Below are 25288 nucleotides of genomic sequence, written 5' to 3'. Positions count from 1 at the left end.
GGTTCCACTTGTGCAACTCCCTTCACATCCACCACACCAGGCATGCAAAGATGCTCCATCCCGGTAGGTGTACCGGCGAAAAGGGGAACACCATTGAAATCTAGAAGACTGAGCCGCAAGCGGCGCCGCGCGACCATAGTCACGGCTGCGGCTGCCTCGGTGGTCGCAGGCGTGGCCCTGGTGCCGAACTGGAGCGCGGGGGCCGCGGTCACCAACGACCCGACGGTGGACGCGGCCACCAAGGCGACCTTCCAACGGCTGGCCGACGCGGTCTTCACCGACCGCACCCAGGCCCTGGTGGACGGGGCCGGCAGCGCCGGGACGCATCACACGTCCGGCTTCTCCGGGTCCGTCCGCCTGTCGGGCGGGCAGAACCGTGAGCAGAGCTCCGCCCTCGGCGAGCTGCGCGCCCGCCGGACCCGCCTCGCCAAGCTGGGCGAGAAGTACAGCGCGGGCAGCACGCAGGTCACGCTCGACGCCACGCAGGTCAACGGCCGGCGCGCCAAGGTCGCCGTCACCGAGACCACGACCCTGACCTACCACAAGCCCGCGGCCAAGGGCCCGAAGACCACGGGGTTCCAGGCCCATCACGAGCTGACCTTCAAGGCCGATCGCGACGGGGACTGGCAGCTGACCGGCATCCGCGACACCGACGACGGCTACCTCGCCGTGAACCAGGTCGCCACGCCGTCCGTCGCCAAGGTGAGGACGACCGCCGACGACGGTCCGCCCGACGCGCCCCGCGCGTCCACCAGCTGGCCCGCTGCGGCCAACGCGAAGAACCTCACCGGCGGCGCCTACGACTACAAGGCCATGGTGGCGTACGCGACGAAGTACTGGTCCCACTACAACCCGGACTACCCGAACTACAACGGGGAGGCCGACGGCGGTGACTGCACCAACTTCGTCAGCCAGTCCCTGAAGGCGGGCGGCTGGAAGCACGTCCCCGGCTACACGAACGACTTCCACAAGTGGTTCGGCAACGCCGACATCCAGTCGGACTCGTTCGTCGGCGTGAACGAGTTCTCCTGGTTCGCCCTGTCCTCCAAGCGCGTCACCCCGCTCGCCAACGTCTACCAGGCGAACCTCGGTGACGTGATCCAGATGGACTTCAACCGGGACGGGTCCAAGGACCACTCGATGATCGTCACCTACCGCGACCGCTACGGCGTGCCGTACGTGACGTACCACTCGACGAACACCTACAACAGGTCGGTGGCCAGCCTGGTGGCGTCGTACCCGAACGCGTACTACTACGCCTACCGCACCTGATTCGATCCGGTCGGTGCCGGCGCGGGACGGCTCAGTCCGTCCCGCGCTCGTCGGGGTGGCGGGCCCGGTAGTACGGGTTGTCGTGCGGCAGGGTCGAGCCGACCCGGCCGTACATGCCGAAGGTCATCAGCAGCAGGCCCACGATGAAGCTGAAGAACACGTTCTGGATCTTGAACGCCAGGAAGTTGTAGCTGCTGTCGAGCAGGCCGAGGGTCAGGAAGCCGGCCAGCAGGAACAGCACCCCGAACACCATGTTCAGCGTGGACGCCACGTTCCCGCCGATCACCATGCCCGCGAGCAGGATGGCCCCGACGACGATCGACAGCACGCTCAGCGTGCCGTTGCTGTTCAGCCCGGCGACGCTGTTGCCACCGGTGTCGAAGAAACCGATGTGGTTGATCAGACCCAGGATGCCGAACGCGACGAGGAACGCGCCGATCAGGCCCGCGCCGATCCGGTAGACCGTGTTCAGCCTGTGGTCGACGGGCAGATGCTCGTCGAACCGGATCCGCCGTCGCGGCTTCGTGTGCACTGCGTGTGTGGCCATGTCCGCCTCCCTCGGGCGCTAGCGGAGGCCATCCGTCCATCCAATATCCGCCCGCATCGCGGCGCCCTGCAACCGACGGGACAGCAACCCCACGGGGCTGGTCCTCAGTGTCCGCGCTCCTCACGGATCTGCGCCACCACCCGCGCCGCGACCTGCCGGACGGCCTCCGTCTCGGTCAGGAAGTGCCAATAGTCGGGGTGCCGCCCCTCCAGGGAACCGATCGCCCGCTCCAGCCGCCCCACCGCCTCGTCCAGCGGCCCCGCGTGCCGCGGATCCGGGGTCGCCCGGCCGGTCATCGCCAGCCGCTGGGCGTCCCTGATCGCGAACCGGGTCCGCTCGATCTCGGCCTGCGGATCCTTCTGCGCCTCGTTCAGGCGCCGCAGCCGCTCACCCGCGGCCGACACGGCCTCGTCGGTGGCGTTCAGGAGGGCTCGTACCGTCGACAGCAGCGAGGTGGCGTCCGGCCAGCGCTGGGCGTCCCGCGCCTCCTGCGCGTCGCGGAGCTTCAGCTCGGCCTGCCGTACGTTCTGCGCGGCCTGTTCGGGCACCTGCTGCAGGTCCTGCCAGCAGGCGGCCGCGAACCGGCGCCGCAGCTCGCTCAGCACCGGGTCCACCTGCCCGGCCCGGGTGGTCAGTGCCTGGGCCCGGGTGCGCAGGCTGACCAGCCGGTGATCGATCTCGGCCGCCTTCTCCGGCAGTCGCTCGGCCTCGGCCCGGATCGCCCCGGCCTCCCGCTGCACCCGCTCGGCACGCTCCAGGGTCTGCTGCAGCCCGTGCTGCCCGGCGCCCTGGTTCAGCCTGGTCAGCTCGGGGGAGAGGGCGGCGAGCCGCCCCGCCAGGTCATCGGCCCGCAGCCCCTGTTCCCGTACGGCGTCCAGGGCGTTGCTCGCGCCCAGCAGCGCCTGCCGGGCCCGCTCCACGGCGGGCGCCAGCCGGGCCAGCTGGGTTTCGGCCGTGCCGAGCAGCGGCCCGAGCGACGTGCCGAAACGGTCCAGCTCCTGTTTGACCCGGACCAGCTCGTCCCTGGCGGAGGTCAGCTCGGCACGCGCCCGGGAGGCCGCCGAGGCCTCCAGGTCGTCCCGGTCGAGGTCATGGGCGTCGACGGCCTGGATGTAGCGCTGGCTGACCTCGTCGATCCGCTGCCCGAGCGCCGCGAAGTCGGTGGCGGCACGGCGGGCGGCGGGGGAGTCGTCCACGGCCGTGATCGTCTCGATGGAGATCCTCAGGTCCCGCTGGGCGGTGTCCAGTTCGTAGAACGCGGTCGCCGCGGCGTCCTTCGCGGCCTGCGCCTCGGCCCGCTGGGTCTCCGCCCGGCCGCCGAACCAGCGCCGGGTGCCGCCGCCGGCGAACGCGGCGGGCAGGGCGAGCGCGGCCAGCACCGGCAGGCTCATCAGGGTGAGGGTGTCGCGCAGAGCCGTGGACCCGGGCCGGGTCCGAACGGCCGACGGCGGGTACGACCGCGTCGCTGACGTGCCCGGTGTCGCCGTCACATCCCTCTCCCGTGCCGTGTCTCGCCGTGGGTGCTGTCATTCTCGCACCCGTCGCAGACGAAGACACGGGCCGGTCAGTTCGGGTTCCGCACCGTGACCTTCCCGTTCGAGGAGTTTGCGGTCACGCGGTGCGGGCTCCGGTCGCGCTGCGACACCCCCACCGACACCGCCCCGTTGTCCGACTCGGCCGTCACGTGGTACTCGGAGCGGGGCAGGGTGACCGTCACCTCTCCGTTGTCGCTGTGGGCGTTCACCACGTCGGGTACGGCACCGAGTTCGAGGTCCACCGCGCCGTTGCTGTCCTCGGCCCGCACCCGGCGCGAGGTGACCTCCGCCCGGACCGCGCCGTTGTCGGTCTGCAGGTCCAGCGGCCCCGACGAATGCGTGACGTGCACGTCACCGTTGCTCGTACGGATGCCGAGCGCGGCCGTGAACCCGCTCGCCCGCACGCTCCCGTTCCCCTCGACGGCCTTCACCGCGAGATCGGACGGCACCTCGACGCGGTAGCGGGCCGAGCAGTCGGCGAACAGCCCGGAGCAGTGCTCCCGCAGTACCAGCCGGTCGCCGTCGAGCGACCAGGTGAGCTTCGGCCCGCTGCCGACGGCCACCGACCCCTGGAACCACCGGGTGACCTCGACCACGCCCGTCTTGTTCCCCCGCGCTGCGACCAGCTCGATCGCCGCGCTGTCGGCGTCGACGGTGAGCGTGCGCCCGGGCAGCGCGAAGGATTGGTGGTCCGGGTGCTTGTCGTCACCCGCCGAGGCACCACAGGCACTGAGCCCGGCGACGAGCACACCGGTGCCCAGAGCTATGACGGCAGCACGGACGGAAACGGAATGAGCCATGACGAGTTCTCCCCCTGGACGGTCTGGGACGACCGTAAATGATCTAGGCGAGGACCGTGATCCGGCCAGCTCCCCGACCGGGGGTGGGGTTAACCCCCGTACCGACCCCGCCGTGACCCGGCGTTACGGGTTTGCCGTGCACCGGTCCGGGCAAGGTAGGCTGTCGACTCGTCCTGGGCGCACGGTCAGGGCGTAGGGGTGCGTAGCTCAGGGGTAGAGCGCCTGCCTTACAAGCAGGATGTCGGCGGTTCGAAACCGTCCGCGCCCACCAGCAGCAAAGCCCCCGGCCGTGTGGCCGGGGGCTTTGGCGTTCCGGAAGGCGTTGTCATTCCTCCCCGCCCGGCTGCTCGTGGGCGTGCTTGAGCTGGGTGCGGGCGTCCACGCGGTCCGCCGCCGCGACCTCGGCCCAGAAACGGTGCGTGCTGACGAACACCGCGAGTTCGTGTTCGCGGCGGCGCAGCTTCTCCACCTCGGCCTGCTCGTCCGCCGTCCAGCCGGGGGAGGCGGGCCGCTCCATCCTGCGCCAGCCGTTGTCGTCACTGAAGCCGTCCATCGGCTCCACCGACCACGGCAGGCGCTTGAGCAGGGCCGACAGCTCGGCCCGGACCTGATGCAGCTCCTCCTGACCGGCGCGGAGGTCACTGGGGAATTCATAGGTCTTAGCCACGTGGCAATGCTACGCCTGTTCGATTTTGGGGGGCGAGCTCGTTCCTGAGGTTCGGGGGAGGTTCAGCCGAACGAGTGGCCGGCCGCCCGCAGCTCGCTCACCAGGCGGGCCGTCACCGGAGCCGGTACGCCGTGCCGGCCGGCCGCCCGCAGCAGGGCCCCGCCGATGGCGTCGAGTTCGAGCGGCCGGCCCGCCTCGGCATCGCGCTGCATGGACGACTTGGCGCCGGGCGGGAAGGCGTCGTACCGCGCCAGGGCCTGGGCCGGGTCGGCGGGGGCGCCGCAGGCGCGGCTGACCGCGGTGGTCTCGGCGACCAGGCACTCCAGTTCCGCGCGGTACCGGGTGCGGGCCTCGCCGAGCGGGAGGCCGTACCGGGTGGTGAGCAGCGCGAAGGGGGCGAGGAACGCCATCTTGGCCCACAGGGCCGTCGTCTCGTCCTCGGTCACGCGCGTGGCCGTCCCGGCCGCGGTGAGATCGGCGGCGAGGGTGTCCAGACGGGCGTGGGGCACGCCGTCCCCGGCGAGGTCGATCTCCGTGAACGGGCTGCCGTGTTCGATCACACCCGGGGCGACACGGGTGGACTCCACGCGGATCACCGCCGGGCCGACCCGGTCTGGGCGGTAGCGGGCGCGCAGCCGCGCGGGGTGTTCGACGCCGTTCAGGAGCGGTACGACGAGGGCGTCGCCGAGGGCGGCGGGCGGCACCCGGACGAGCGCGGCGTCGAGCGCGGTGTGCTTGACGGCGATCAGGCAGGCGTCCACCGGTTCGCGCAGTTCGGTGTCCGCCTCGACGCGGGCGGTGAAGCCGCCGAACTGGGAGCTGCGGACGGTGATTCCACTACGGCGCAGGGTCTCGGCCGTACGGTCCCGGGCCAGGCAGATGACGCGGTGGCCGGAGCGGGAGAGCAGGGCGGCGAGGAGGCCGCCGGTGCCGCCGGGGCCGAGCACGGCCACGGTGTTCTTGGTCGCCATGAGGCTGTTCCTTTCGAGGGTCGGCCCCGGGTGTCGGTGGCCGCCTTGCCCGCGATCATCGCAGGGGCGTGCTCTGTGCGTGAGACTGGGGACATGTGCCGGAGTATCAAGACGCTGCGTCCGCCCGTCCTGCCCGGTGAGGCCACGGACGAGGACATCCACGCCGCCGCACTGCAGTACGTGCGGAAGGTCTCGGGCTTCCGGGCCCCCGCCGCGCACAACCGCGAGGCCTTCGACCGCGCGGTGGCCGCGGTGGCCGAGGCCACGGCCGAGTTGCTCGGCGGGCTCGAGGTGCGAGGGCGGTCGGTCAGGAGCGCGGGGTAGCACGGGGCCGTGTGAGGTCTCTCATAGGGGGGTGCGCCGGCAGCGGGGTGCCTCTTCGGCGCCCGATCCGCGGTGCGCGGACGGCGAGTTGCTCGCCGGACGGCCCGCGACCGCGGGCGGCCGGTCGCCTGCGGGGCGCATCCGGTCCACCGGCCCGCCCGGTGCGCCTGTCACCTGGCTGCCCGTCAAAATCCCGCCCGCTCCAGGCGGTCGGCCCTGCGCGTTGTCCGCGGAGGGGGTGTCGGGCGACCTGGCGCGGGGGAGGTGGTGCAGGTGTGGATTCGGTCATGTGGGCGGACGCCGGTGCGGTCGCGCGGGCTGCCCTGCGTGCGCCCTTTCCCGGCAGGGCGCCGCGAGCTGAGCCGTACCCATGGCCAAATGTTGAACTTGCAAGCATTGCTTAGGTGCCCCTAACCTGTGGCTCCATTCGGTACCGCCGCCCCCACGGCCGGCCACCCACACGTCCCCGGCCGGCCCGACCGACACCGAAGAGGAGAACCCCCTCATGACCGCACGTCTCAACTCCGCTCAGCCCTATGTCCTCGGGCTCTTCCGCATCGTCGTGGGCCTGCTCTTCGCCGTGCACGGCGCCGCCTCGCTCTTCGGCGTCCTGGGCGGCGCCGTGGGCACCCATGGCGGCACCATCCCGTCCGGCACCTGGCCCGGCTGGTACGCGGCCGTGATCCAGCTGGTCGCCGGCGGCCTGGTGCTCCTCGGCCTCGGCACCCGCGGTGCCGCGCTGATCGCCTCCGGCTCGATGGCGTACGCCTACTTCGACGTCCACCAGCAGGCCGCGCTGTGGCCCATCCAGAACGGTGGCGAGCTGTCGGTCCTGTTCTGCTGGGCGTTCCTCATGCTGGTCTTCACCGGCTCCGGCGCCTTCGGCCTCGACCGGCTGGTCGGCCGCCGAACGGCCGAGGGCGGCAGGTCCGCCACGGAGCAGACCCCGATAGCGGCCTGACCCGCGCCGCCCCCGACCGCCACGAGGGCCGCGCACGGCGCCCTTCCCCGCCCCAAGGGGAAGGGCGCCGCCCCGCGTCCGGCCGGGGCCGGCCACGGCTTTCCGCGCATGATCCCCGTTTCACCCCCGGGGCCCCTCCTGTCACACCCCCGGCGTACGCTGTATGGCTGTCAACGGGGGAGCAACGGGAGTAGTCGTGTTCGAGAGTGTGGGGGCGCTGGTCACCGGGCCATGGATCTATGCCGCGGTGGTCGTGTCCGTGCTGCTCGACGTGTTCGTGCCGGTGCTGCCGAGCGGCGTGCTCGTCATCACGGCGGGTACGGCGGCGGCGGCGGGCTCGGGCGCGGCGGCCGGCCGGGTCCCGCACGACGTGCCGGACCTGCTGGCCCTGATCCTCTCCGCGGCGACCGCCTCGGTCCTCGGCGATCTGGTGGCCTACCGCCTGGCCTGGCGGGGCGGTGAGCGGCTGGACCGGGCGATCGCCCGGTCCCGGCGGCTGACCACCGCGCAGGAACGTCTCGGCGACGCCCTGGCCCGGGGCGGCGGCGCGCTGGTCGTGCTCGCCCGCTTCGCCCCCGCCGGCCGCTCGGTCGTCTCCTTCTGCGCGGGCGCCGCCCACCGCCGCGCCCGCGACTTCGTCCCCTGGTCCGCCCTGGCCGGCCTCTCCTGGGCCGCGTACAGCGTCGCCCTCGGCTACTACGGCGCCCAGTGGCTCGGTGCGACCTGGCTCGCCACGGGTGTCTCGTTCGCGGCCCTCTTCGCCGCGGGCGCGGCAGCGGGATACCTCATGCGCCGCCGCCCCGTTTCCTGAGGCGCCGCCCGGAGGTCAGCAGTTCGCCAGGTCCTTCGTCAGGGCCGTCTTCTCGGCGGAGTCGACCGAGAGGTTGTAGTAGTACTTCACCTGGACCCAGGCGCGGACGTAGGTGCAGACGTAGGCGGACCGGGACGGGATCCAGGTGGACGGGTCCTGGTCGCCCTTGGCCTGGTTCACGTTGTCGGTGACGGCGAGGAGCTGGGGGCGGGTGACGTCGTTGGCGAAGGCCTGCCGCTGGGCAGTGGTCCACTTGCTCGCCCCGGAGTCCCAGGCCTCGGCGAGCGGGACGAGGTGGTCGATGTCGACGTCGGAAGGGGAGGTCCAGGTCGCGCCGTCGTACGGCGAGTACCAGCTGCCGCCGGTGGCCCTGCAGTCGGAGTCGGTGACGACGTTCGTGCCGTCCCGCTTGAGGATCCACTCGCGGGTGTTGCAGGTGCCGGAGATGGTGATCCAGAGCGGGAACTTGTCGCGGCTGTAGCCGGTGCGGTTCTCGGTGGCGACCGTGAGCTGGGAGAGGTAGCCGCGGGCGGTCGCGGCGCTGACCGGCGTGGGGAGGGCGGCGGAGGCGCTCGGTGAGTCGAGCAGGGCGGCGGAGGCCATGAGGCCGGTGAGAGCGGCGAGTATGCTCAGCCGTCGACGCGCGTAGAACCTGGACATGCGGGAACTTCCTTGTGGGGTAGGGGTGTTGGGCGCGGGCGAGGGAATGCTTGCGAGCCCGTGTTGCCGTGGGGTGAGCGCTCGGTTAGAAGCTAATGACGTGTACATGACACGGCAAGGCTTGGGCGCGGTTCCGGGTCGAACCTTCACATCCCGTACGATGGGGGGCGCAGAAGGGGAGTAGCTCTTCGCCGGACCGTCGACATACTGCTCAGCCAGGCTGAGCCGGCGCCCGGAGGCGGACCTCGAGCAGGCCGCCAGCGAGACCTTCGGCAAGCAGTGCAGGTCCGTGTCCCGTGACGCGGACGCCGAGTGCGCTGCCGTGCCGAGGTGTCATCGCAGGACGTACCGCACTCTCGGTGGGCAGCCCCGACCGATTGAGGAATCTTGATCAGCATCACCGTGACGGCGCTCGTCTTCGGCGTCATCTTCCTCGCCGAACTGCCGGACAAGACCGCGCTCGCCGGCCTCGTCCTCGGCACCCGCTACCGCGCGAGCTACGTCTTCGCGGGTGTCGCCGCCGCATTCCTCGTGCACGTCGTGCTGGCCGTCGCGGCCGGCAGCGTGCTGACCCTGCTGCCCCAGCGGCTCGTGCACGCCGTCACCGGCATCCTCTTCCTCGGCGGTGCCGCGATGCTGCTGCTGAAGAGGGACGGGGGCGAGGAGGAGATCAAGAAGCCCGCCGACCAGTCCTTCTGGAAGGTCGCGGGTACGGGCTTCATGCTCATCCTGGTCGCCGAGTTCGGCGATCTCACCCAGATCATGACCGCCAACCTCGCCGCCCGCTACGACGACCCCGTCTCCGTCGGTCTCGGCGCGGTGCTCGGTCTGTGGGCCGTCGCCGGGCTCGGCATCGTCGGCGGAAAGGCCCTGATGAAGAGGGTGCCGCTGCGGCTGATCACGCGGATCGCGGCGCTGCTGATGCTCGCGCTCGGGGCGTGGAGCCTGTACGAGGCGGTGGCGGGCTGAGCCCGGTCGGCGGGGGCTGGACGGCCGGTGGATCCATGCGGGAGGCCGGTGAACCCTTCCGGGGTGGTGGCGGACCCGCCCCAGGTTTTGTACCGTAGAGGAACAAAGTGGCTCCCGCCCGTTTACCCTGACCGGCGGGCGGGGCCGCCTTGTCCCTGCCCCGGGGCTCTGTCCCTTCGGGGTCCTTTCCTCTTTGGAGCTTCCTGGAGCTGCCGATGACGGCCACCGTCACGTCCACCGTGCTCACCGCCCGCGCCCTCCTGCTCGACATGGACGGCACCCTCGTCAACTCGGACGCCGTCGTCGAGCGCATCTGGCGGCGCTGGGCCGAGCGGCACGGGCTGGACGGCGACGAGGTGATGAAGGTCGTCCACGGGCGGCAGGGGCACGCCTCCATGGCGGTACTGCTGCCCGACCGGCCCGTGCAGGAGAACCTCGCCGACAACGCCCGCATGCTCGCGGAGGAGACCGCCGACACCGACGGCGTGGTCGAGATCCCCGGCGCGAGCGCCTTCCTCGCCTCCCTCCGCGGTCTTCCGCACGCCCTGGTGACCTCCGCCGACGTCCCGCTGTCCACCGCCCGCATGCGTGCGGCCGGGCTGCCGCTGCCGGGGGTCCGCGTCACCGCCGAGTCGGTCGGAGCGAGCAAGCCCGACCCCGAGGGCTTCCTGAAGGGCGCGGCCGAGCTGGGCGTGGATCCGGCCGACTGTGTGGTCTTCGAGGACTCGGGGGCGGGTATCGAGGCGGGGCGCTCCGCGGGTATGACGGTGGTGGGCGTCGGGCCCCGGGCCGGTGTCCACGCTCCGGACGTCACCGTGCCCGACCTCACGCGGGTGCGGGTCGAGGCGACGGGGGGCGGGGGGATTCGGCTGCACGTCGGCTGAGGGCTGTTCGGCCGGGTGCCGGCTGAGGGGATCATTCGGCGGGGTGTCCCCTGAGGGTGCGATTCGGCTGCACGTCGGCTGAGGGCCGTTCGGCGGGGTGTCGGCCCGAGGGGGTCATTGGGGGGTGTCCCCTGAGGGGTGATTCGGCTGCGCGTCGGCTGAGGGGGCATTCGGCTGGGTGTCGGCGGGGAGCAGGGCTGCGCATCGGCTGACGGGGGCGGCTGCTCATTCGGCTGACGTGGCGATTGGCCGGGCGCCGGCTGATGTCGTGTTCCGGCTGGGCGTCGGGCCGGGCGCTGCCGTAGGAGGTTCGCCCCCGCCGCCCCTACCCTTCCCGTCCTCCAGGGGCTCCGCCCCTTCGACCCCGCCAAGGGGCTCCGCCCCCGGACCCCCGATCGGCCTGGACTCCGCTCGGACGGTCCTCCCATAGGCCCGGTCCTTCGGTCGGCCCGGTCCTTCGGTCAGCCCGGATCCCCGGTCGGCCTGGGTCTTCGCTTGGCCCGGATCCCCGGTCGGCCTGGGTCTCCCCTCGGACCGGTCCTCCCATAGGCCCGGTCCTTCGGTCGGCCCGGATCCCCGGTCGGCCTGGGGCTCCGCTCGACCCGGATCCTCGCTCGGCTTGGACTCCACCCGCCCGGATCCCCGGTCGGCCTGGGCTTTCGCTTGGCCCGGGTCCCCGCTTGGCCTGGGCCTCCCACCGCCCGGATCCCCGGTCGGCCTGGGTCTCCGCTCGGCCCGGATCCTCGCTCGGCCTGGGCCTCCCACCGCCCGGATCCCCGGTCGGCCTGGGCTTTCGCTTGGCCCGGATCCCCCGTCGGCCTGGGTCTCCCACCGCCCGGATCCCCGGTCGGCCCGGTCCTTCGGTCGGCCCGGATCCCCGGTCGGCCTGGGCCTCCGCTCGGCCCGGATCCTCGCTCGGCCTGGGTCTCCCACCGCCCGGATCCCCGGTCTGGTCCGGGGGCTGTTCTCATGTGGCGGGTGGGCTGGTTGAGTTGGAGGGGCTGGATGTCTCCGCCTCCAGGCTCTTTCGGGTGGCCGGGCCGTACACGCCCGGGGTGTCGCCTTGGATGCCGCGGGCCAGTTGATAGGTGCGCACGGCGTCCTCCACCGCGCTGGTGAAGACCCCGGTCATCCGGTCGGTGTAGAGACCCAACTGCCGCAGCCTCTGCTGGAGTTCGGCCACCTCCGGGCCGTGGTCGCCGCGTTGCAGCACCGGGGTGACCGCGGGCGTGGGCCGTGGGGTGGCGGCGGCCGTCATGGGTGCGGTGGGTGAGGCCGGGTGGGACGTCTCGGCGGAGGCGGACGGTGTCGGTGAGGGCGGCGGTGTGGCCGACGGGCTCGGACGGCTCGCCGACGCGGAGGGCGACGGAGCGGGCGGGCGGGGGACGGCGGGGGAGGAGGGCGCCGTCGGTGACGACGGGCCCGGTGTGCTCACGTCCGGGACACTCTCCCTGACCTCCTGGGCGGCTTGGTCCCGGGACGGTGTGTGGTACGAGAACAGCCCGCTCGCGAACCCGGCCACCGCCACGACGGCCACGCTCGCCCCCGCGACGGACGCCAGGACGTGACGACGCGACCGCCGCCGCTCCGTCCCGGCGACCAGCGGCTCCGCCGCACCGGGCCGGTCCCTCCCACCAGCGCCGCCCGGGCCACCGGTCCCACCGGTCCGGTCGGTGCCGCCTTGCCCTCTGGTGCCCCCGGTGCCGTCTGTCCCGCCGGCGTCGTCGGCATCGCTGCCGTGGTGCTCCCAGCCAGTCCCGGCCGCGCCGTTGCCGGACCCCGCCCGGCCGGTCCCGCCGGTCCCGTGTGTCCTGCTTGCCCCGCCGGCCCCATGGACGTGCCGGTCCCCGCCAGGCCCGGCAGCCCCGGTGCCGTCGCCGTCCCGCCCGGTCCAGCCCGCCCCGCTTGCCCCGGCGTCCTCGAACCTGCGCAGGTCGGCCATGCCCGGGCCCGGTGTGGGCCGTAGGGGCGGGGTGGGCTCGGCCACCGGTACCGGTTGTGTCTCCGCGTCGGGTGACGCGGTGGGCGTGGCCGGTATCGAGTGCGTCCCTTCGACCTCCACGTACGGTCGTATCCGCAGCGGGTCGAAGTCCTCCGCCGCCGCCGCCTCGGCCGAGCGCGTCTCGCGCAGGGTTGCGGCGGCGCGCTCGGTGCAGTCGCAGGACGGGCTGTGGTCCGGTTCCCTCGGCGCCCCGCACTCCGGGCAGGTATGGCCCCCGGGACCTTCGGAATCAGTCATGTGTTCGTCCCTCCCCTCACGAACTTCCGAGACTATGCGCACCTTCTCCACATCCGTCGTCGGAAACGCGGGACTCAACAGGCCATAAACGGTGACACCGACCACGATGGAAGGTGCACTCGAGCCCCCGGGAGGTCTCCATGGCCCTGGACACGCACGGCGCGGAGAAGGAGACGCAGGCCGCCGAGCACGTCTCCGGCAATGTGTTCGTCTCGATCGGCGCCCTGCTCCTCGGGCTGCTGCTCGCCGCGCTCGACCAGACGATCGTGTCGACCGCGCTGCCGACCATCGTGAGCGACCTCGGCGGTCTGGAGCATCTGTCCTGGGTCGTCACCGCCTACTTGCTGGCCTCGACCGCCGCGACCCCGCTGTGGGGCAAGCTCGGCGACCAGTACGGGCGCAAACGGCTCTTCCAGACCGCGATCGTCATCTTCCTCGTCGGCTCCGCGCTGTGCGGTATGGCGCAGAACATGCCCCAGCTGATCGGCTTCCGTGCGCTGCAGGGACTGGGCGGCGGCGGGCTGATGGTGCTGTCCATGGCGATCGTCGGCGACATCGTGCCGCCCCGTGAACGCGGGCGCTACCAGGGGCTGTTCGGGGCCGTGTTCGGGGCGGCCAGTGTCCTCGGCCCGCTGCTCGGCGGGCTGTTCACCGAGCATCTGAGCTGGCGCTGGGTGTTCTACGTCAATCTGCCCGTCGGTGTGGTCGCGCTCGCCGTGATCGCCACCGCCCTGCAGATCCCGCGCCGCACCGCCCGCCACGTCATCGACTACCTGGGCACGGGTCTCATCGCCTCCGTCGCCACCTGCCTCGTCCTGGTCGCCTCCCTGGGCGGTACGACCTGGGCCTGGGGGTCGGCGCAGATCATCGGGCTCGCCGTGCTGGGCGTGCTGCTGGCCGTGGCGTTCGTCGCCGTCGAGCGCCGGGCCGCCGAACCGGTCCTGCCGATGAAGCTGTTCGGCATCCGCACCTTCACCCTCGCCGCCGTCATCAGCTTCATCGTCGGCTTCGCCATGTTCGGCGCGATGACCTATCTGCCGACCTTCCTGCAGGTCGTGCACGGCATCTCGCCGACCCTGTCCGGCGTGCACATGCTGCCCATCGTGGCCGGCCTGCTGCTGTCCTCCACGATCTCCGGGCAGATCGTCAGCCGCACCGGCCGCTGGAAGGTCTTCCCGCTCGCCGGCACCGCCGTCACCGCCATCGGCCTGCTCCTGCTGCACCGGCTCGACGAGCACAGCTCCACCGCCCGGATGAGCGTCTACTTCTTCGTCTTCGGGCTGGGCCTCGGCCTGGTGATGCAGGTGCTCGTCCTCATCGTGCAGAACGCCGTGTCGTACGAGGACCTCGGCGTCGCCACCTCCGGCGCGACCTTCTTCCGCTCCATCGGTGCCTCCTTCGGCGTGGCCATCTTCGGCACGGTCTTCGCCGGCCGCCTCGGCGACAAACTCGCCGCCGCCTTCCGGGGCGTGAGCCTGCCGCCCGGCGCCTCCGCGAACGCCCTCAAGTCCGACCCGCGCGGCATCGCCGCCCTGCCGGCCGCCCTGCGCCCGGCGGCCCTGCACGCGTACGCGTCCGCCATCACCGACGTCTTCCTCTACGCCGCCCCCGTCGCCGTCCTCGGCTTCGTGCTGGCCTGGTTCCTGAAGGAGGACCGGTTGCGCGGCTCGGTCACCGCACCGGACGTCTCCGAGACCATCCCGCCCAACCCGGTCGAGCGGTCCTCCTACGACGAGTGCTGCCGGGCCCTGTCCCTGCTCGGCACCCGCGAGGGCCGCCGCGAGGTCTACCAGAAGATCACCGAACGCGCCGGGTACGACCTGCTGCCCGCCGCCAGCTGGCTGCTGCTGCGCGTGCGCAAGTACGGCTCCGTCGAGCCGGGCGTGCTCGCCGAGCGCAGCCCCGTCCCGCTGGAGGCCGTCCTCGCCGCCGCCCGCCAGGTCGAGGAACGGCACCTCGCCGAACGCCGGGGTCTGGACCTGTATCTGACCGGGTCCGGCCGCGAGGTCGCCGAACGGCTCGCCAAGGCCCGTGAGGAGTCCCTCGCCGAACTCCTCGGCGACTGGTGGCAGCCCGGCCGCTCGACCGACCTGACGCAGCTCGTCAGGGAACTCACCGGCGAACTGTGCGGCACCGACCGTGAACGCCCGCACAAGGCGGCCGGTGCGAGGGTCACCTGACCGCCAGCTCCTTGCGGAACCAGTGCTCGGCGTAGACGTCGTCGTTGTGCGGGCCGGTCTCCGTGTAGCCGAGACGGGCGTACAGGGCGCGGGCCTCGACCAGGTCGCCGCGGGTGTCGAGGACCAGCCGGCGGGCGCCGAGGGCGCGGGCGGCCTGCTCGGCGGCGGCCACCAGCAACGGGGCCCCGCCCCTGCCCCGCAGGTGCTCGTACACGAACACCCGGGTCAGTTCCGCCGTGTCCGGCTCCAGCAGCCGTACCCCCGCCGAACCGGCAGGCTCGCCGCCGTACCGCCCGACGAGCAACTGCCCGGTGGGCGGCGCGAGTTCGGCCCCGCTCGCGGCGGCGATCTCCCGTTCCAGCTCGTCCGGACCGGTGCGGCGGCCCTCGTGCAGCAGGTACCAGCGGTCGCTGACCTCCGTGTAGTACGCCCGCCACAGCCTGGCCGCGACCGGCGAGTCGTACGGTTCCGGGGTGATCCTCCACGTCATGCCGGACATTGTCGGCGGCCGGGGCCGCCCTGCCGGGCGTATTTCCGGAGACTGTCTGCCGTGAACCGCACCGACCGCCTCTACGCCCTCGTCGAGGAGCTGCGCGCCGCCGCTCCCCGCCCCCGCAGCGCCCGCGCACTCGCCCGGCGCTTCGAGGTCAGCGTCCGTACGATCGAGCGCGACCTGGCCGCGTTGCAGCAGTCCGGGCTGCCCATCCACGCCGAACCGGGCCGCAGCGGCGGCTACGTCCTGGACCGCGACCGCACCCTGCCGCCGCTGACCATCACCCCGGCCGAGGCGACCGCCCTCGCCGTCGGGCTGCACGCCCTCGCCGGCACGCCGTTCGCGGCGGACGCGCGCAGCGCGCTGCACAAGGTGCTGGCCGTGCTGCCGGAGCGGGAGCGGCGGGCGGCGGCCGAGCTGACCGGGCGGGTACGGCTGCTGGTCCCGGCAGCCCGACCGGTGCCGCGCCCCGGACCGGCCGTGCCGGCCGCGCTGCGGGAGGCGCTGACGGCGGGCCGGGTGCTGCGCCTGGAGTACGCGGACGCCGCGGGCCGGGTGACCGCCCGGGACGTGGAGCCGCTCGGCTTCCTCGGTGGAGCGGAGCACTGGTATCTGGCCGGCTGGTGCCGGCTGCGGGACGCGCCGCGCGGCTTCCGCCTGGACCGGGTGCGGGCGGCGACGGCCCTGGACGAGCGGGCCCCGCACCGCGCCGTCGACCTGGCCGCCCTCGACACGCTCGGCTCCGACGTCGTACCGCTCGACGCGGCGACCGTGATGTGACGGCAATCACCGACAGGGGGCTGTCGCCGGCGGGGCGGAGGCTGGTCCCCATGACAACGACTTCTGACGCCGGCCACCGCATGCCGACCACCGCGACAGGTACCGCCCTCTTCGACCGCTGGACCGCCCTGTGGAACGGCGACTTCGGCGACCCGGAGGCCTTCCTCGACCCCGGCTTCCGCGTCCGCTTCGGCAACGACCCCGCGAACGCGGCCACCGACGAGGTGCGGGGCCCGGCGGGGATCGTCGCGTACGTCCGGACCTTCCGCGAGCAGAAACCCGGATGGCGGTTCGCCGTCGACGGGACCCCGCTGGTGGACACCGGTCTGGGCCGGGTCGCCTGCTGCTGGTACGTCACCCCGGCGGAGGGCGCCCAGAAGAGCGGGATCGACCTGCTGGAGGTGGTGGACGGGCGGATCGCGACGGTGTGGTCGGTGACCGGACTGCGCCGCTTCGGCGACTGAACGCCGTTTGTGGCTCCCCTTCCGGGTGACCCGGAGGGGGAGCCGGCCAGTGGGGCCGGCCCGATCGGAAGGCAACCATGTCCACTGGCATGATCGTGTTGATCGTGATCGTGGCGGTCGTGGTCGTCGGCGCGGCCGCCCTCCCGATCCTGCGCGGCCGGGGCCGGCGCGGCGGTCCCGCCCTCAGGCGGCGCTTCGGGCCCGAGTACGAGCGCGCCGTGGCCCTGCACGACGGTGACGCCCAGGCCGCCGAACGGGAACTGGCCGAGCGCGTCGAACGCCACGGCGACCTGCGGGAACGGCCACTGGACCCGGCCGGGCGCGAGCAGTACGCGGCCCGCTGGACAGCCGTGCAGGAACACTTCGTCGACTCGCCGCGGCAGGCGGTGGCCGAGGCCGACCGGCTGCTCGCGGAACTCGCCGTCGCGCGCGGCTACCCGGACGGCGGGCACTACGAGGAGCAGCTCGCCGCGCTGTCCGTGCACCACGCCGATCACGTCGACGGCTACCGGCAGGTGCATCGGGTGGCCCGGTCCGGGGCGAGCAGCGCGGTGACCGAGACGGGCTCCGGGACGGAGGAGATGCGCTCGGCACTCGTCGGCGCCCGCGCCCTCTTCGACGACCTGACCCACCCCGCCCGGGAAACGGGCCGTCACCGCGTGACCCACGCCGGCACCCGCTCCCACACCCCGTGGGCCCTCGACAAGGGCCGTCCGAAGGAGAGTTGACCGTCATGTCGGACAGGACGAGAGACCCCGGAGACGAGCCCCCCACCGGCCGCTTCACCCGGCCACCGGACGAGGACTGGACCCCGGAGGACGACACTGCACGGCGCCACCGCACACCGCGGGAGCCCCTGCCGGAGGAACGACTGCCCGGCGAGCCGCCCGGCTCGACCGGCCCCGGCAGGGAGGGGCTGACAGCCGACGACCGCACCCCCGAGGACACACCCCCGCACCCCCCGGGCCCGGCGGGCACCAGGCGCGAGTCCGGGTCTGAGGCCGGATCCGAGGGCCTGCGGCCCGGCACGGAGGACCTGGCGTCCGGCGCGGGTGACGACGAGTCGGCAACGCGCGGTGGGATGCCGGACGAGGGGGGCATGCCGGACGACGGGCTGGGAGTTCCGTTCTCCGGTGAGGTGGGTGCGCGTGAGGCACGATCGACCGAGGCGCCGGCGTCGGACACCTGGCCGGCGGCACCGGGCGGCACGCCGGAATCCGCCGGCCGCTCCGGCGGTGTCGGCGAGGTGGCTCCCGGGCCCTCCGGGGCCGGGGCCCCTCTTCTGGCGCACGAGGAGACCGATCGCTGGGACCAGCGGATGCGCCAGCTGGCCGCAGGGTTCGTGGACGAGCCACGAGGTGCGGTCGAGGAGGCCGATCGGGCGCTGGGGGAGATCGTGGCGCGCTTCGACCAGGCCGTGGACCGGCGGCGGCGTACGCTGCGCCGCTCCTGGGAGGCCTCCGAGGACCGTGGCCCGGGCTCCGAGACCGACACCGAGCAGCTCAGGCTGGCCCTGCGCGACTACCGGGAGCTGGCCGGGCGCCTGCTACACCTGTGACGGCCCCGGCACCTCGCCCTTGGCGGCGGCCCTGAGCCGCCGCCACTCCCGTACGACCTCCTCGACGTCGTACGGCTTCTTACCCAGCGCAGGACCGGGCGGCGGCTTGAACATCATGTCCTTGATCTTGACGTTGACGTCCTCGATCAGCTTCCGGGCGATCCGCTCGGAGGGCGCCGCGTAGGCCGCCGCGAGCGTGTCCTCGGCCTCCTTGCGCAGGGCGAGGGCGGGCGGCAGCACGGACAGTCCCTCGCGCGCCATCTTCCGCTTGATCCACCACAGTTCGTCGTAGGCGGAGTCGAGACCGGCGGGCAGCGGCTGTCCCGTCCCCGGCAGCCGCTCGAACTCACCGCGCTCCTGCGCGTCGCGGATCTCCTTGTCGACCCAGGACGCGAACGGCACACCCGGTGGCTTTCGCTCGGTCATGACCCCATTGTGCCGGACGCGGCCAGGCTGGGCGTTCTATCATGCGGCGTCGGTATGCCGATCCGGCCGCCGCGCAAGGACGTCACAGGGGGAACGCGCGTGCTCGAACTGACCATGGCCACCGTCTCCGGGGCCGATGCCGGTGCCACGGCCGGCATGACGATGGCCGACGCGCCCAGCGAACCGGGCGCCGTCCTGCGGGTCGGCCGGGACGCGTCCGTGTGCCGGCTGGTCACCCCCGAGGACTGGCTGTTCGTCTCCCGTGTGCACCTGGAGTTCCGGTGCGTCCCGGACGGCGGCTGGCAGGTGAGCTGGCTGCGCGGCTCCCAGGCCGATCCCTCCGCCGAAGTGCGGCTGGTGGTCGGTGAGTACGCGCAGTCCGTCGGCTACGGCTCGTCCGTACGGCTGCCGCGCGGCGGGTCCGGTGAGATCGTCGTCCAGGACCGCACCGCGCCGCGCAGTGTCAACGTCGGCTTCTACCACGAGGTGTGAGCCGCACCCGGAGACCGCTCAGTCCAGTACCCGGGCCAGCGCGAAGCCGTCGTAGCCCTTGCTGCCGACCGTCTGGATCGCCGTACCGCTCAGCCGCGGATGCGAGGCGATCAGCTCGATCGCGGCACGCGTGCCCAGGATGTCCGGCTCGGTGCTGCCCGTGTCGACGACCCGGCCGCCACGCACCACGTTGTCCACGACGATCAGGCTGCCGGTGCGGGTCAGCCGCAGCGCCCACTCCACGTAGTGCGCGTTGTTGGCCTTGTCGGCGTCGATGAACACCAGGTCGAACGGGGCCGGGTTCTCGTCGGCGAGCTTGGGCAGCGACTCCAGGGCCGGGCCCACCCGCACCTCCGCGATCCGGTCCAGGCCGGCCCGGGCGATGTTGCGGACGGCCACCTCCGCGTGCCTGGCGTTGTACTCCAGCGAGATGAGTCTGCCGTCCTCGGGCAGTGCGCGGGCCAGCCAGATGGTGCTGTAACCGCCGAGGGTGCCGATCTCCAGGATCTGCCGTGCGCCCTGGACCAGGGCGAGCAGCTGGAGGAACTTGCCCTGTGCCGCCGTCACGGCGATCTGCGGCAGCCCGGCGGCGTCGTTCTCCCGCAGGGCCGCCCGCAGCGCCTCGTCGTCGGGTGCCAGGTGACTGGTGAAGTACGCGTCGACGTCGTCCCAGAGCTGGGAGTCGCTCATGCTCCTGCTGCCTTTCCCGAGTGTCTGCCCTTCCCCCCGCATGGTCTCAGCCGACGGGCGCCGACGGGGTGATCGGCGGCGGAGGCTGCACGGGCGGCGGCGGAATCACCGGCCGCCGCGAGCGCCGTACGACGACCAGGGCGACGGTGGAGCCGGTCAGCAGCAGAACGCCGCCGACCGTGAGCAGCCAGGCCGGGATCCCGGCGATCTCGCGCAGCCGGTCGTCGTAGATCACCTGCTGGACCGGGGTGTCGGCGGCGGCCCGGCGCAGCTCGTGGTCGCCGGAGATGCGGGCGGGCTCGGGGAACCACTGGGTGAGCGCGGTCAGATACGGCGTCCCGGCGGCCAGCCTGCCCAGGCCGCTGTCGTCGTGGGTGCGGAGACGGCCGGCGAAGACCACGCTGGGCTGGAGCCCGCCGATCGCCGAGCGCGTCCGCATGCGGTGCGCGGCGAGGACGTACAGACCGAGGGACTGCGGGCGGCTCGCCAGGCGGGACAGCCGCATCGGGTAGACCGGGACGTCCGCGGTGAAGGCGAGGTGGATCGGGTCCAGCGCGCCGTGCAGCGCGGTGCCGGCCGCGTCCGGGGCGAGCCGGACGGCCACGTACTCCCAGTGCCGGTCGACGTACGGCTGCAGGGCCCTCTTCAGCCGGTCGGGCAGGGAGAAGCCGTGGGTGTGCAGCCAGTCGCCGAGCGCCGCCGGGTCGGTGGCGGTCAGCCGCGCCACGTCGAAGGGGCCGAGCCGCTGCCGGTCGACCACGCCGACGGCACTGCCGGGCCGGGCTGCGCCGTCGCCGTAGCTGTCGTGACCGTCGAAGGGCCAGTCGCCGTTCTCCGGCCAGAAGTGGTACCGGGTGCGGTGGACCGGCTGGATGGCCCTGGCCAACTGGTCGAAGAGGGCGGGGTCGCCGAGGCGGACGGTGGCGCGGTGCGGGACGGGCATGATCCAGGCGGCGTGTCGCGCGTCGCCGTTCACCGTCAGCCGCATCACGATCTGCTCCTGGCGGCCGTCCCAGCGCAGGACGGACTCCTCGTCGGCGACCGAGATCCGTGCCGACGGGTCCGGCACCATCGCTCCGCACCCGCAGGCGTAGGCCGGGGCGATGAGCCAGGTCAGCTGGATGCCGAGGAGGGTGAGGAGGAGGGTGAGGATGCGGGCGCGTTTCACAAGGGCAACAGACGTGCCGGCCGTGTGATCGGTTCCGGTGAGGTACTACCGCTGCTCAACCGACGGCGCCGAACCGGGCAACGGCCGCCCAGCGCACTCGGACATCCGCCACACCGCAAATCCGCCCACGACAGCCGCGGCCATCATGTAGTACGCGGGCATCATCATGTTCCCCGTCGCCCCGATCAGCGCGGTCACGACCAGCGGAGTCGTCCCGCCGAACAGGGACACGGACACGTTGAACCCGATGGACAGGGACCCGTACCGCACCCGCGTCGGGAAGAGAGCGGGCAGCGCGGCCGGCATGGCCGCCGTGAAGCAGACCAGCAGCAGACCCAGCGCGCCCATGCCCAGCCCGACGGCGAGCAGGCTGCCCTGGCGGATCAGCAGCACGGCCGGGACGGACAGGAACAGGAAGCCCGCGCAGCCCGCCGCGATCACCGGCCGGCGGCCGACCCGGTCCGTCAGCGCGCCCGCGAAGGGCTGGACGATCATCATCAGGGCCATCACGCCCAGCACGACGAGCAGGCCGTGCGTCTCGTCGTACTTCAGCTCACTGGTGAGGTAGCTCGGCATGTACGACAGCAGCATGTAGTCGGTGACGTTGAAGACCAGCACCAGGCCCATGCACAGCAGCAGCGCCTTCCACTGGCCCGCGACCATCTCGCGCAGCGGCACCTTCGGCCGGGCGGCCTCGGCCTTCTCCACCTCCGCCGCGAACGCCGGGGTCTCCTCCAGCCGCATCCGCAGGTACAGGCCGATGAGGCCCATCGGGCCGGCGACCAGGAACGGGATCCGCCAGCCCCAGGAGAGCAGGTCCTCGGTGGACAGCAGCGCGGTCATCACGGTGACCAGACCCGCACCGCCGATGTAACCGGCCAGCGTGCCGAACTCCAGCCAGCTGCCGAAGAACCCGCGCTTCTTGTCCGGGGCGTACTCGGCGATGAAGGTCGACGCGCCCGCGTACTCACCGCCCGTGGAGAAGCCCTGCACCAGCCGGGCGGCCAGGAGCAGCAGCGGGGCGCCCACGCCGATCGACGCGTACGACGGGATCAGGCCGATCGCGAACGTGCCCACCGCCATCATGATCATCGTGAGGGCGAGGACCTTCTGACGGCCCACGCGGTCGCCCAGCGGGCCGAAGACCATGCCTCCGAGCGGCCGGACCAGGAAGGCCGCCGCGAAGGCGCCGAACGTCGACAGCAGCTGCGCGGTCGGGTTGCCGGACGGGAAGAAGGCCTTGCCCAGCGTGACCGCGATGTAGCTGTAGACACCGAAGTCGAACCACTCCATCGCGTTGCCGAGCGCGGCGGCCTTCACGGCGCGCTTGACGAGCGCGGGGTCGGTGACGGTGACGTCGCGGGCCTGGGTGGCCCGCCGGGTCTTCACGGACAGGGACGGGGAGACGGCTGTGGCGGTCGCCAAAACGGGGCTCGCCTACCTTTCGACGGGGACAGGGGCGCGGACCGTACGGCGACGCTGCCGGGAAACGGGCCGAAAAGCGACCATAGGCGGCGTTCGGCACCTTACGCCGCGTACGTGAGTAGCTGCATACTGCAGCTAAATGGCGCGTACGCAGGTACGTCGGCCCGCTCGGGGCGAGGCATTCCGGGCTCTCACTGTGATCCTTCTCGCGCCCCGGGCGGGCAACCGGCCCCGCACTCGAACCAGACCGTCTTCCCGTCGCCGCCGGCCGCCGGCCGGCTTCCGGCGTGGTTCCGGCAGGTGGCGGAGTGGGAGGTGCGGGCCGTCGAGATCTTTTCCCTCCCGAACCGGACGTCGGCTACAGCCGCTGAATGATCGTCCCGGTCGCCAGCCCACCGCCCGCGCACATGGTGATCAGCGCGAACTCCTTGTCCGCGCGCTCCAGTTCGTGCAGGGCGGTGGTGATCAGACGGGCGCCTGTCGCCCCCACCGGGTGACCCAGCGCGATCGCACCGCCGTTGACGTTGACCTTGTCCAGGTCCTGTTCGAAGACCTGGGCCCAGCTCAACACCACGGACGCGAAAGCCTCGTTGATCTCGACCAGGTCGATGTCCTTCAGCGACATCCCCGCCTTGCCCAGCACCGCGCGCGTGGCGTCGATCGGCCCGTCCAGGTGGAAGTGCGGGTCGGCGCCGACCAGCGCCTGGGCGACGATCCGTGCCCTCGGTTTCAACTTCAGCGCCCGCGCCATCCGCTTCGACGCCCACATGAGGGCAGCCGCGCCGTCCGAGATCTGCGACGAGTTGCCCGCCGTGTGGACCGCCGTGGGCATCACCGGCTTCAGGCCGGCCAGGGCCTCCGGAGACGTGTCCCGCAGGCCCTCGTCCTTGTCGACCAGCCGCCACATGCCCTGACCGGCGTACTGCTCCTCCTCGGTCGTCGGCACCTGCACGGCGAACGTCTCCCGCTTGAATCGTTCCTCCGCCCAGGCCAGCGCCGCCCGCTCCTGCGACAGCAGCCCCAGGGCGTCGACGTTCTCCCGCGTCAGGCCCCGGTGCCGGGCGATCCGTTCAGCCGCCTCGAACTGGTTGGGCAGGTCGACGTTCCACTCGTCGGGGAAGGGCTTGCCCGGACCGTGCTTCGACCCCGAGCCCAGCGGGACCCGGCTCATCGCCTCGACCCCGCAGCTGATCCCGACGTCGATCACGCCGGCCGCGACCATGTTGGCCACCATGTGCGAGGCCTGCTGGGAGGAGCCGCACTGGCAGTCGACCGTCGTGGCCGCCGTCTCGTACGGGAGCCCCATGGTCAGCCAGGCCGTGCGCGCGGGGTTCATGGACTGTTCGCCGGCGTGGGTCACCGTGCCGCCGACGATCTGCTCGACCGCGTCGGCGGGGATGCCGGTGCGGCCGAGGAGTTCTCGGTAGGTCTCGCCCAGGAGGTAGGCGGGGTGCAGGTTGGCTAGCGCGCCGCCGCGCTTGCCGATGGGGGTGCGTACGGCTTCGACGATCACGGGTTCGGCGGCCATGGGTGCGGGTCCTCTCCGAGAGGGCTCTCCTCCAGAACTAGTACGCGTTCTAGTTCCGTTCAGCAGTCTGCTGACGTGATGTCCATCACCGCAAGGGTCTTGCAGTGGATTGAGGGGGCCGTACCTCTTGCCAGTTGTAGAACCCGTTATTACGTTCACGGCAAGTCGCTGATGGACCGTCAGAACCTATCGACGGGAGCCGCCGATGCACTGCCCCGCGCTGCCCGACGGGTTCGACTTCACCGATCCCGATCTGCTGCACCACCGCGTGCCCCTGCCCGAGTTCGCCGAGCTGCGCCGCGCCGAGCCGGTCCGCTGGATCCCGCAGCCGCACGGCATCGCCGGCTTCGCCGACGCCGGCTACTGGGCCGTCACCCGGCACGCCGACGTCAAGCACGTCTCCACGCACCCGGAACTCTTCTCCTCCACCGTCAACACCGCGATCATCCGCTTCAACGAGCACATCCGGCGCGACGCGATCGACGCCCAGCGGCTGATCCTGCTCAACATGGATCCTCCGGAACATACGCGGGTGCGGCAGATCGTGCAGCGCGGCTTCACGCCACGTTCCATCCGTGCCCTGGAGCAGCGGCTCCGCGCGCGTGCGCAGGCCATCGTCTCGGCCGCCCGCGCCCGTACCGGGTCCTTCGACTTCGTCACCGAGGTCGCCTGCGAGCTGCCCCTTCAGGCCATCGCCGAGCTGATCGGCGTACCCCAGGAGGACCGGTCCAAGATCTTCGACTGGTCCAACAAGATGATCGCCTACGACGATCCCGAGTACGCCATCACCGAGGAGGTCGGCGCCCAGTCGGCCGCCGAGATCATCGCCTACGCGATGAACATGGCCGCCGAGCGGAAGCAGTGCCCGGCCCAGGACATCGTCACGACCCTCGTCGCGGCGGAGGACGAGGGCAACCTGAACTCCGACGAGTTCGGCTTCTTCGTGCTGATGCTGGCGGTGGCCGGCAACGAGACGACCCGGAACGCCATCACGCACGGGATGCACGGCTTCCTCACCCACCCCGGCCAGTGGGACCTCTTCAAGCGCGACCGCCCGGCCACCACGGCCGAGGAGATCGTGCGCTGGGCGACCCCGGTCAACGCCTTCCAGCGGACGGCCACCCAGGACACGGAACTGGGCGGGGTCCGGATCAGGGAGGGCGATCGCGTCGGGCTCTTCTACGCCTCCGCCAACCACGACCCCGAGGTCTTCACCGAGCCCGACGTCTTCGACATCACCCGCGACCCCAACCCGCACCTCGGCTTCGGCGGTGGCGGCCCGCACTACTGCCTCGGCAAGTCCCTCGCGGTCCTGGAGATCGACCTGATCTTCAACGCGATCGCCGACGCGATGCCGGGCCTGCGGCTCGTCGACGCCCCGCGCCGGCTGCGTTCGGCCTGGATCAACGGCGTCAAGGAACTCCAGGTCACCACCGGCTGAGCA

26 protein-coding genes and 1 tRNA gene are annotated in these 25288 nt (G+C 72.3%); 14 read left to right on the top strand and 13 right to left on the bottom strand.

Features of this window, described 5'->3' with window-relative positions; translation table 11 throughout:
* The first annotated feature begins 159 nt into the window (after nt 1-159).
* Nucleotides 160-1272, top strand: coding sequence for an amidase domain-containing protein (locus tag ACZ7GZ_RS00570; RefSeq protein ID WP_471020158.1), 1113 nt, complete (start codon nt 160-162; stop codon nt 1270-1272).
* 31 nt (nt 1273-1303) lie between these two features.
* Here the strand turns inward: ACZ7GZ_RS00570 and ACZ7GZ_RS00565 are convergent, their stop codons facing one another.
* The 3 genes from ACZ7GZ_RS00565 to ACZ7GZ_RS00555 form a co-directional block, all read right to left on the bottom strand.
* Nucleotides 1304-1819, bottom strand: a complete 516-nt coding sequence (locus ACZ7GZ_RS00565; RefSeq protein WP_471019350.1) for a DUF4383 domain-containing protein — start codon at nt 1817-1819, stop codon at nt 1304-1306.
* Nucleotides 1820-1923: 104 nt separating this feature from the next.
* Nucleotides 1924-3309, bottom strand: a complete 1386-nt coding sequence (locus ACZ7GZ_RS00560; protein WP_471019349.1) for a hypothetical protein — start codon at nt 3307-3309, stop codon at nt 1924-1926.
* A gap of 74 nt (nt 3310-3383) precedes the next feature.
* The gene (locus ACZ7GZ_RS00555) at nt 3384-4154 is read right to left on the bottom strand and encodes a DUF4097 family beta strand repeat-containing protein (protein WP_471019347.1); all 771 of its coding nucleotides are present in this window, start codon (nt 4152-4154) and stop codon (nt 3384-3386) included.
* A 196-nt stretch (nt 4155-4350) separates the two neighbouring features.
* On the opposite strand from ACZ7GZ_RS00555, the gene ACZ7GZ_RS00550 reads away from it, so the two are divergent.
* A tRNA-Val gene (locus ACZ7GZ_RS00550) sits at nt 4351-4425 on the top strand.
* Nucleotides 4426-4479: 54 nt separating this feature from the next.
* On the opposite strand, the gene ACZ7GZ_RS00545 is transcribed toward ACZ7GZ_RS00550, so the two are convergent.
* Both ACZ7GZ_RS00545 and ACZ7GZ_RS00540 read right to left on the bottom strand, forming a co-directional pair.
* On the bottom strand, nt 4480-4821 hold the full coding sequence (locus ACZ7GZ_RS00545; protein WP_471019344.1) for a hypothetical protein: 342 nt from the start codon (nt 4819-4821) through the stop codon (nt 4480-4482).
* 62 nt (nt 4822-4883) lie between these two features.
* Nucleotides 4884-5792 (bottom strand): ketopantoate reductase family protein, encoded by a 909-nt coding sequence (locus ACZ7GZ_RS00540; RefSeq protein ID WP_471019343.1) that lies wholly within the window; start codon nt 5790-5792, stop codon nt 4884-4886.
* A gap of 93 nt (nt 5793-5885) precedes the next feature.
* Between ACZ7GZ_RS00540 and ACZ7GZ_RS00535 the strand changes: the two genes are divergently transcribed.
* The 3 genes from ACZ7GZ_RS00535 (at nt 5886) to ACZ7GZ_RS00525 (ending at nt 7888) form a co-directional block, all read left to right on the top strand.
* A complete protein-coding gene (locus ACZ7GZ_RS00535) occupies nt 5886-6116 on the top strand; it encodes a DUF2277 domain-containing protein (RefSeq protein WP_471019341.1) in 231 nt (76 codons plus the stop codon).
* A 505-nt stretch (nt 6117-6621) separates the two neighbouring features.
* Nucleotides 6622-7077 (top strand): DoxX family protein, encoded by a 456-nt coding sequence (locus ACZ7GZ_RS00530; protein ID WP_471019338.1) that lies wholly within the window; start codon nt 6622-6624, stop codon nt 7075-7077.
* 163 nt (nt 7078-7240) lie between these two features.
* Entirely contained in the window at nt 7241-7888 is a 648-nt protein-coding gene (locus ACZ7GZ_RS00525) for a DedA family protein (protein ID WP_471019336.1), read from the top strand.
* Nucleotides 7889-7903: 15 nt separating this feature from the next.
* On the opposite strand, the gene ACZ7GZ_RS00520 is transcribed toward ACZ7GZ_RS00525, so the two are convergent.
* A complete protein-coding gene (locus ACZ7GZ_RS00520; protein ID WP_471019335.1) occupies nt 7904-8548 on the bottom strand; it encodes an HNH endonuclease family protein in 645 nt (214 codons plus the stop codon).
* Between the two features lie 387 nt (nt 8549-8935).
* Between ACZ7GZ_RS00520 and ACZ7GZ_RS00515 the strand changes: the two genes are divergently transcribed.
* Both ACZ7GZ_RS00515 and ACZ7GZ_RS00510 read left to right on the top strand, forming a co-directional pair.
* Nucleotides 8936-9517, top strand: coding sequence for a TMEM165/GDT1 family protein (locus ACZ7GZ_RS00515; protein WP_471019332.1), 582 nt, complete (start codon nt 8936-8938; stop codon nt 9515-9517).
* A gap of 215 nt (nt 9518-9732) precedes the next feature.
* Nucleotides 9733-10401: an HAD family hydrolase gene (locus ACZ7GZ_RS00510; RefSeq protein WP_471019330.1), complete on the top strand. Its 669-nt coding sequence runs from the start codon at nt 9733-9735 to the stop codon at nt 10399-10401.
* A 967-nt stretch (nt 10402-11368) separates the two neighbouring features.
* Here ACZ7GZ_RS00510 and ACZ7GZ_RS00505 read toward each other — a convergent pair.
* Nucleotides 11369-12640: a peptidoglycan-binding domain-containing protein gene (locus ACZ7GZ_RS00505; RefSeq protein WP_471019329.1), complete on the bottom strand. Its 1272-nt coding sequence runs from the start codon at nt 12638-12640 to the stop codon at nt 11369-11371.
* A gap of 140 nt (nt 12641-12780) precedes the next feature.
* Between ACZ7GZ_RS00505 and ACZ7GZ_RS00500 the strand changes: the two genes are divergently transcribed.
* Complete coding sequence (locus tag ACZ7GZ_RS00500; protein WP_471019327.1) at nt 12781-14820, top strand: DHA2 family efflux MFS transporter permease subunit; 2040 nt, start codon at nt 12781-12783, stop codon at nt 14818-14820.
* Here the strand turns inward: ACZ7GZ_RS00500 and ACZ7GZ_RS00495 are convergent.
* Entirely contained in the window at nt 14813-15319 is a 507-nt protein-coding gene (locus tag ACZ7GZ_RS00495) for a GNAT family N-acetyltransferase (RefSeq protein WP_471019325.1), read from the bottom strand. The genes ACZ7GZ_RS00500 and ACZ7GZ_RS00495 overlap by 8 nt on opposite strands.
* Nucleotides 15320-15370: 51 nt before the next feature.
* Here ACZ7GZ_RS00495 and ACZ7GZ_RS00490 point away from each other — a divergent pair, with 51 nt between their 5' ends.
* The 4 genes from ACZ7GZ_RS00490 (at nt 15371) to ACZ7GZ_RS00475 (ending at nt 18115) form a co-directional block, all read left to right on the top strand.
* A complete protein-coding gene (locus ACZ7GZ_RS00490; RefSeq protein ID WP_471019322.1) occupies nt 15371-16093 on the top strand; it encodes a helix-turn-helix transcriptional regulator in 723 nt (240 codons plus the stop codon).
* A 50-nt stretch (nt 16094-16143) separates the two neighbouring features.
* Nucleotides 16144-16557 (top strand): nuclear transport factor 2 family protein, encoded by a 414-nt coding sequence (locus ACZ7GZ_RS00485; RefSeq protein WP_471019321.1) that lies wholly within the window; start codon nt 16144-16146, stop codon nt 16555-16557.
* Nucleotides 16558-16634: 77 nt separating this feature from the next.
* Nucleotides 16635-17285 (top strand): hypothetical protein, encoded by a 651-nt coding sequence (locus ACZ7GZ_RS00480; protein ID WP_471019319.1) that lies wholly within the window; start codon nt 16635-16637, stop codon nt 17283-17285.
* A 5-nt stretch (nt 17286-17290) separates the two neighbouring features.
* On the top strand, nt 17291-18115 hold the full coding sequence (locus tag ACZ7GZ_RS00475; protein WP_471019317.1) for a hypothetical protein: 825 nt from the start codon (nt 17291-17293) through the stop codon (nt 18113-18115).
* Here ACZ7GZ_RS00475 and ACZ7GZ_RS00470 read toward each other — a convergent pair.
* The gene (locus tag ACZ7GZ_RS00470) at nt 18104-18541 is read right to left on the bottom strand and encodes a DnaJ family domain-containing protein (protein WP_471019316.1); all 438 of its coding nucleotides are present in this window, start codon (nt 18539-18541) and stop codon (nt 18104-18106) included. The genes ACZ7GZ_RS00475 and ACZ7GZ_RS00470 overlap by 12 nt on opposite strands.
* Before the next feature lie 99 nt (nt 18542-18640).
* Here ACZ7GZ_RS00470 and ACZ7GZ_RS00465 point away from each other — a divergent pair, with 99 nt between their 5' ends.
* Nucleotides 18641-19033, top strand: a complete 393-nt coding sequence (locus tag ACZ7GZ_RS00465; protein WP_471019314.1) for an FHA domain-containing protein — start codon at nt 18641-18643, stop codon at nt 19031-19033.
* 18 nt (nt 19034-19051) lie between these two features.
* On the opposite strand, the gene ACZ7GZ_RS00460 is transcribed toward ACZ7GZ_RS00465, so the two are convergent.
* From ACZ7GZ_RS00460 to ACZ7GZ_RS00445, 4 genes are all read right to left on the bottom strand, one after another.
* Nucleotides 19052-19723: an O-methyltransferase gene (locus ACZ7GZ_RS00460; RefSeq protein ID WP_471019311.1), complete on the bottom strand. Its 672-nt coding sequence runs from the start codon at nt 19721-19723 to the stop codon at nt 19052-19054.
* Nucleotides 19724-19769: 46 nt separating this feature from the next.
* A complete protein-coding gene (locus ACZ7GZ_RS00455; RefSeq protein WP_471019308.1) occupies nt 19770-20891 on the bottom strand; it encodes a DUF2330 domain-containing protein in 1122 nt (373 codons plus the stop codon).
* Between the two features lie 45 nt (nt 20892-20936).
* Nucleotides 20937-22316: a glycine betaine/L-proline transporter ProP gene (gene proP / locus ACZ7GZ_RS00450; protein WP_471019307.1), complete on the bottom strand. Its 1380-nt coding sequence runs from the start codon at nt 22314-22316 to the stop codon at nt 20937-20939.
* Between the two features lie 358 nt (nt 22317-22674).
* Complete coding sequence (locus ACZ7GZ_RS00445; protein ID WP_471019302.1) at nt 22675-23844, bottom strand: steroid 3-ketoacyl-CoA thiolase; 1170 nt, start codon at nt 23842-23844, stop codon at nt 22675-22677.
* 205 nt (nt 23845-24049) lie between these two features.
* Here ACZ7GZ_RS00445 and ACZ7GZ_RS00440 point away from each other — a divergent pair, with 205 nt between their 5' ends.
* Nucleotides 24050-25285 (top strand): cytochrome P450, encoded by a 1236-nt coding sequence (locus tag ACZ7GZ_RS00440; protein ID WP_471019299.1) that lies wholly within the window; start codon nt 24050-24052, stop codon nt 25283-25285.
* Nucleotides 25286-25288 lie beyond the last annotated feature (3 nt).

Source organism: Streptomyces sp. NPDC037288, assembly GCF_055603265.1.
The sequence above is the reverse complement of the archived record's forward strand: the minus strand, read 5'-3'. Positions and strand labels throughout refer to the sequence as shown.

Bases quoted from the DNA above. Each gene is read 5' to 3' on its own strand.
- ACZ7GZ_RS00565 (WP_471019350.1), bottom strand. From the start codon at position 1,819: ATGGCCACACACGCAGTGCACACGAAGCCGCGACGGCGGATCCGGTTC.
- ACZ7GZ_RS00555 (WP_471019347.1), bottom strand. From the start codon at position 4,154: ATGGCTCATTCCGTTTCCGTCCGTGCTGCCGTCATAGCTCTGGGCACC.
- ACZ7GZ_RS00540 (WP_471019343.1), bottom strand. From the start codon at position 5,792: ATGGCGACCAAGAACACCGTGGCCGTGCTCGGCCCCGGCGGCACCGGC.
- ACZ7GZ_RS00535 (WP_471019341.1), top strand. From the start codon at position 5,886: ATGTGCCGGAGTATCAAGACGCTGCGTCCGCCCGTCCTGCCCGGTGAG.
- ACZ7GZ_RS00530 (WP_471019338.1), top strand. From the start codon at position 6,622: ATGACCGCACGTCTCAACTCCGCTCAGCCCTATGTCCTCGGGCTCTTC.
- ACZ7GZ_RS00525 (WP_471019336.1), top strand. From the start codon at position 7,241: ATGGCTGTCAACGGGGGAGCAACGGGAGTAGTCGTGTTCGAGAGTGTG.
- ACZ7GZ_RS00520 (WP_471019335.1), bottom strand. From the start codon at position 8,548: ATGTCCAGGTTCTACGCGCGTCGACGGCTGAGCATACTCGCCGCTCTC.
- ACZ7GZ_RS00510 (WP_471019330.1), top strand. From the start codon at position 9,733: ATGACGGCCACCGTCACGTCCACCGTGCTCACCGCCCGCGCCCTCCTG.
- ACZ7GZ_RS00505 (WP_471019329.1), bottom strand. From the start codon at position 12,640: ATGACTGATTCCGAAGGTCCCGGGGGCCATACCTGCCCGGAGTGCGGG.
- ACZ7GZ_RS00500 (WP_471019327.1), top strand. From the start codon at position 12,781: ATGGCCCTGGACACGCACGGCGCGGAGAAGGAGACGCAGGCCGCCGAG.
- ACZ7GZ_RS00495 (WP_471019325.1), bottom strand. From the start codon at position 15,319: ATGTCCGGCATGACGTGGAGGATCACCCCGGAACCGTACGACTCGCCG.
- ACZ7GZ_RS00485 (WP_471019321.1), top strand. From the start codon at position 16,144: ATGACAACGACTTCTGACGCCGGCCACCGCATGCCGACCACCGCGACA.
- ACZ7GZ_RS00480 (WP_471019319.1), top strand. From the start codon at position 16,635: ATGTCCACTGGCATGATCGTGTTGATCGTGATCGTGGCGGTCGTGGTC.
- ACZ7GZ_RS00475 (WP_471019317.1), top strand. From the start codon at position 17,291: ATGTCGGACAGGACGAGAGACCCCGGAGACGAGCCCCCCACCGGCCGC.
- ACZ7GZ_RS00470 (WP_471019316.1), bottom strand. From the start codon at position 18,541: ATGACCGAGCGAAAGCCACCGGGTGTGCCGTTCGCGTCCTGGGTCGAC.
- ACZ7GZ_RS00460 (WP_471019311.1), bottom strand. From the start codon at position 19,723: ATGAGCGACTCCCAGCTCTGGGACGACGTCGACGCGTACTTCACCAGT.
- ACZ7GZ_RS00445 (WP_471019302.1), bottom strand. From the start codon at position 23,844: ATGGCCGCCGAACCCGTGATCGTCGAAGCCGTACGCACCCCCATCGGC.
- ACZ7GZ_RS00440 (WP_471019299.1), top strand. From the start codon at position 24,050: ATGCACTGCCCCGCGCTGCCCGACGGGTTCGACTTCACCGATCCCGAT.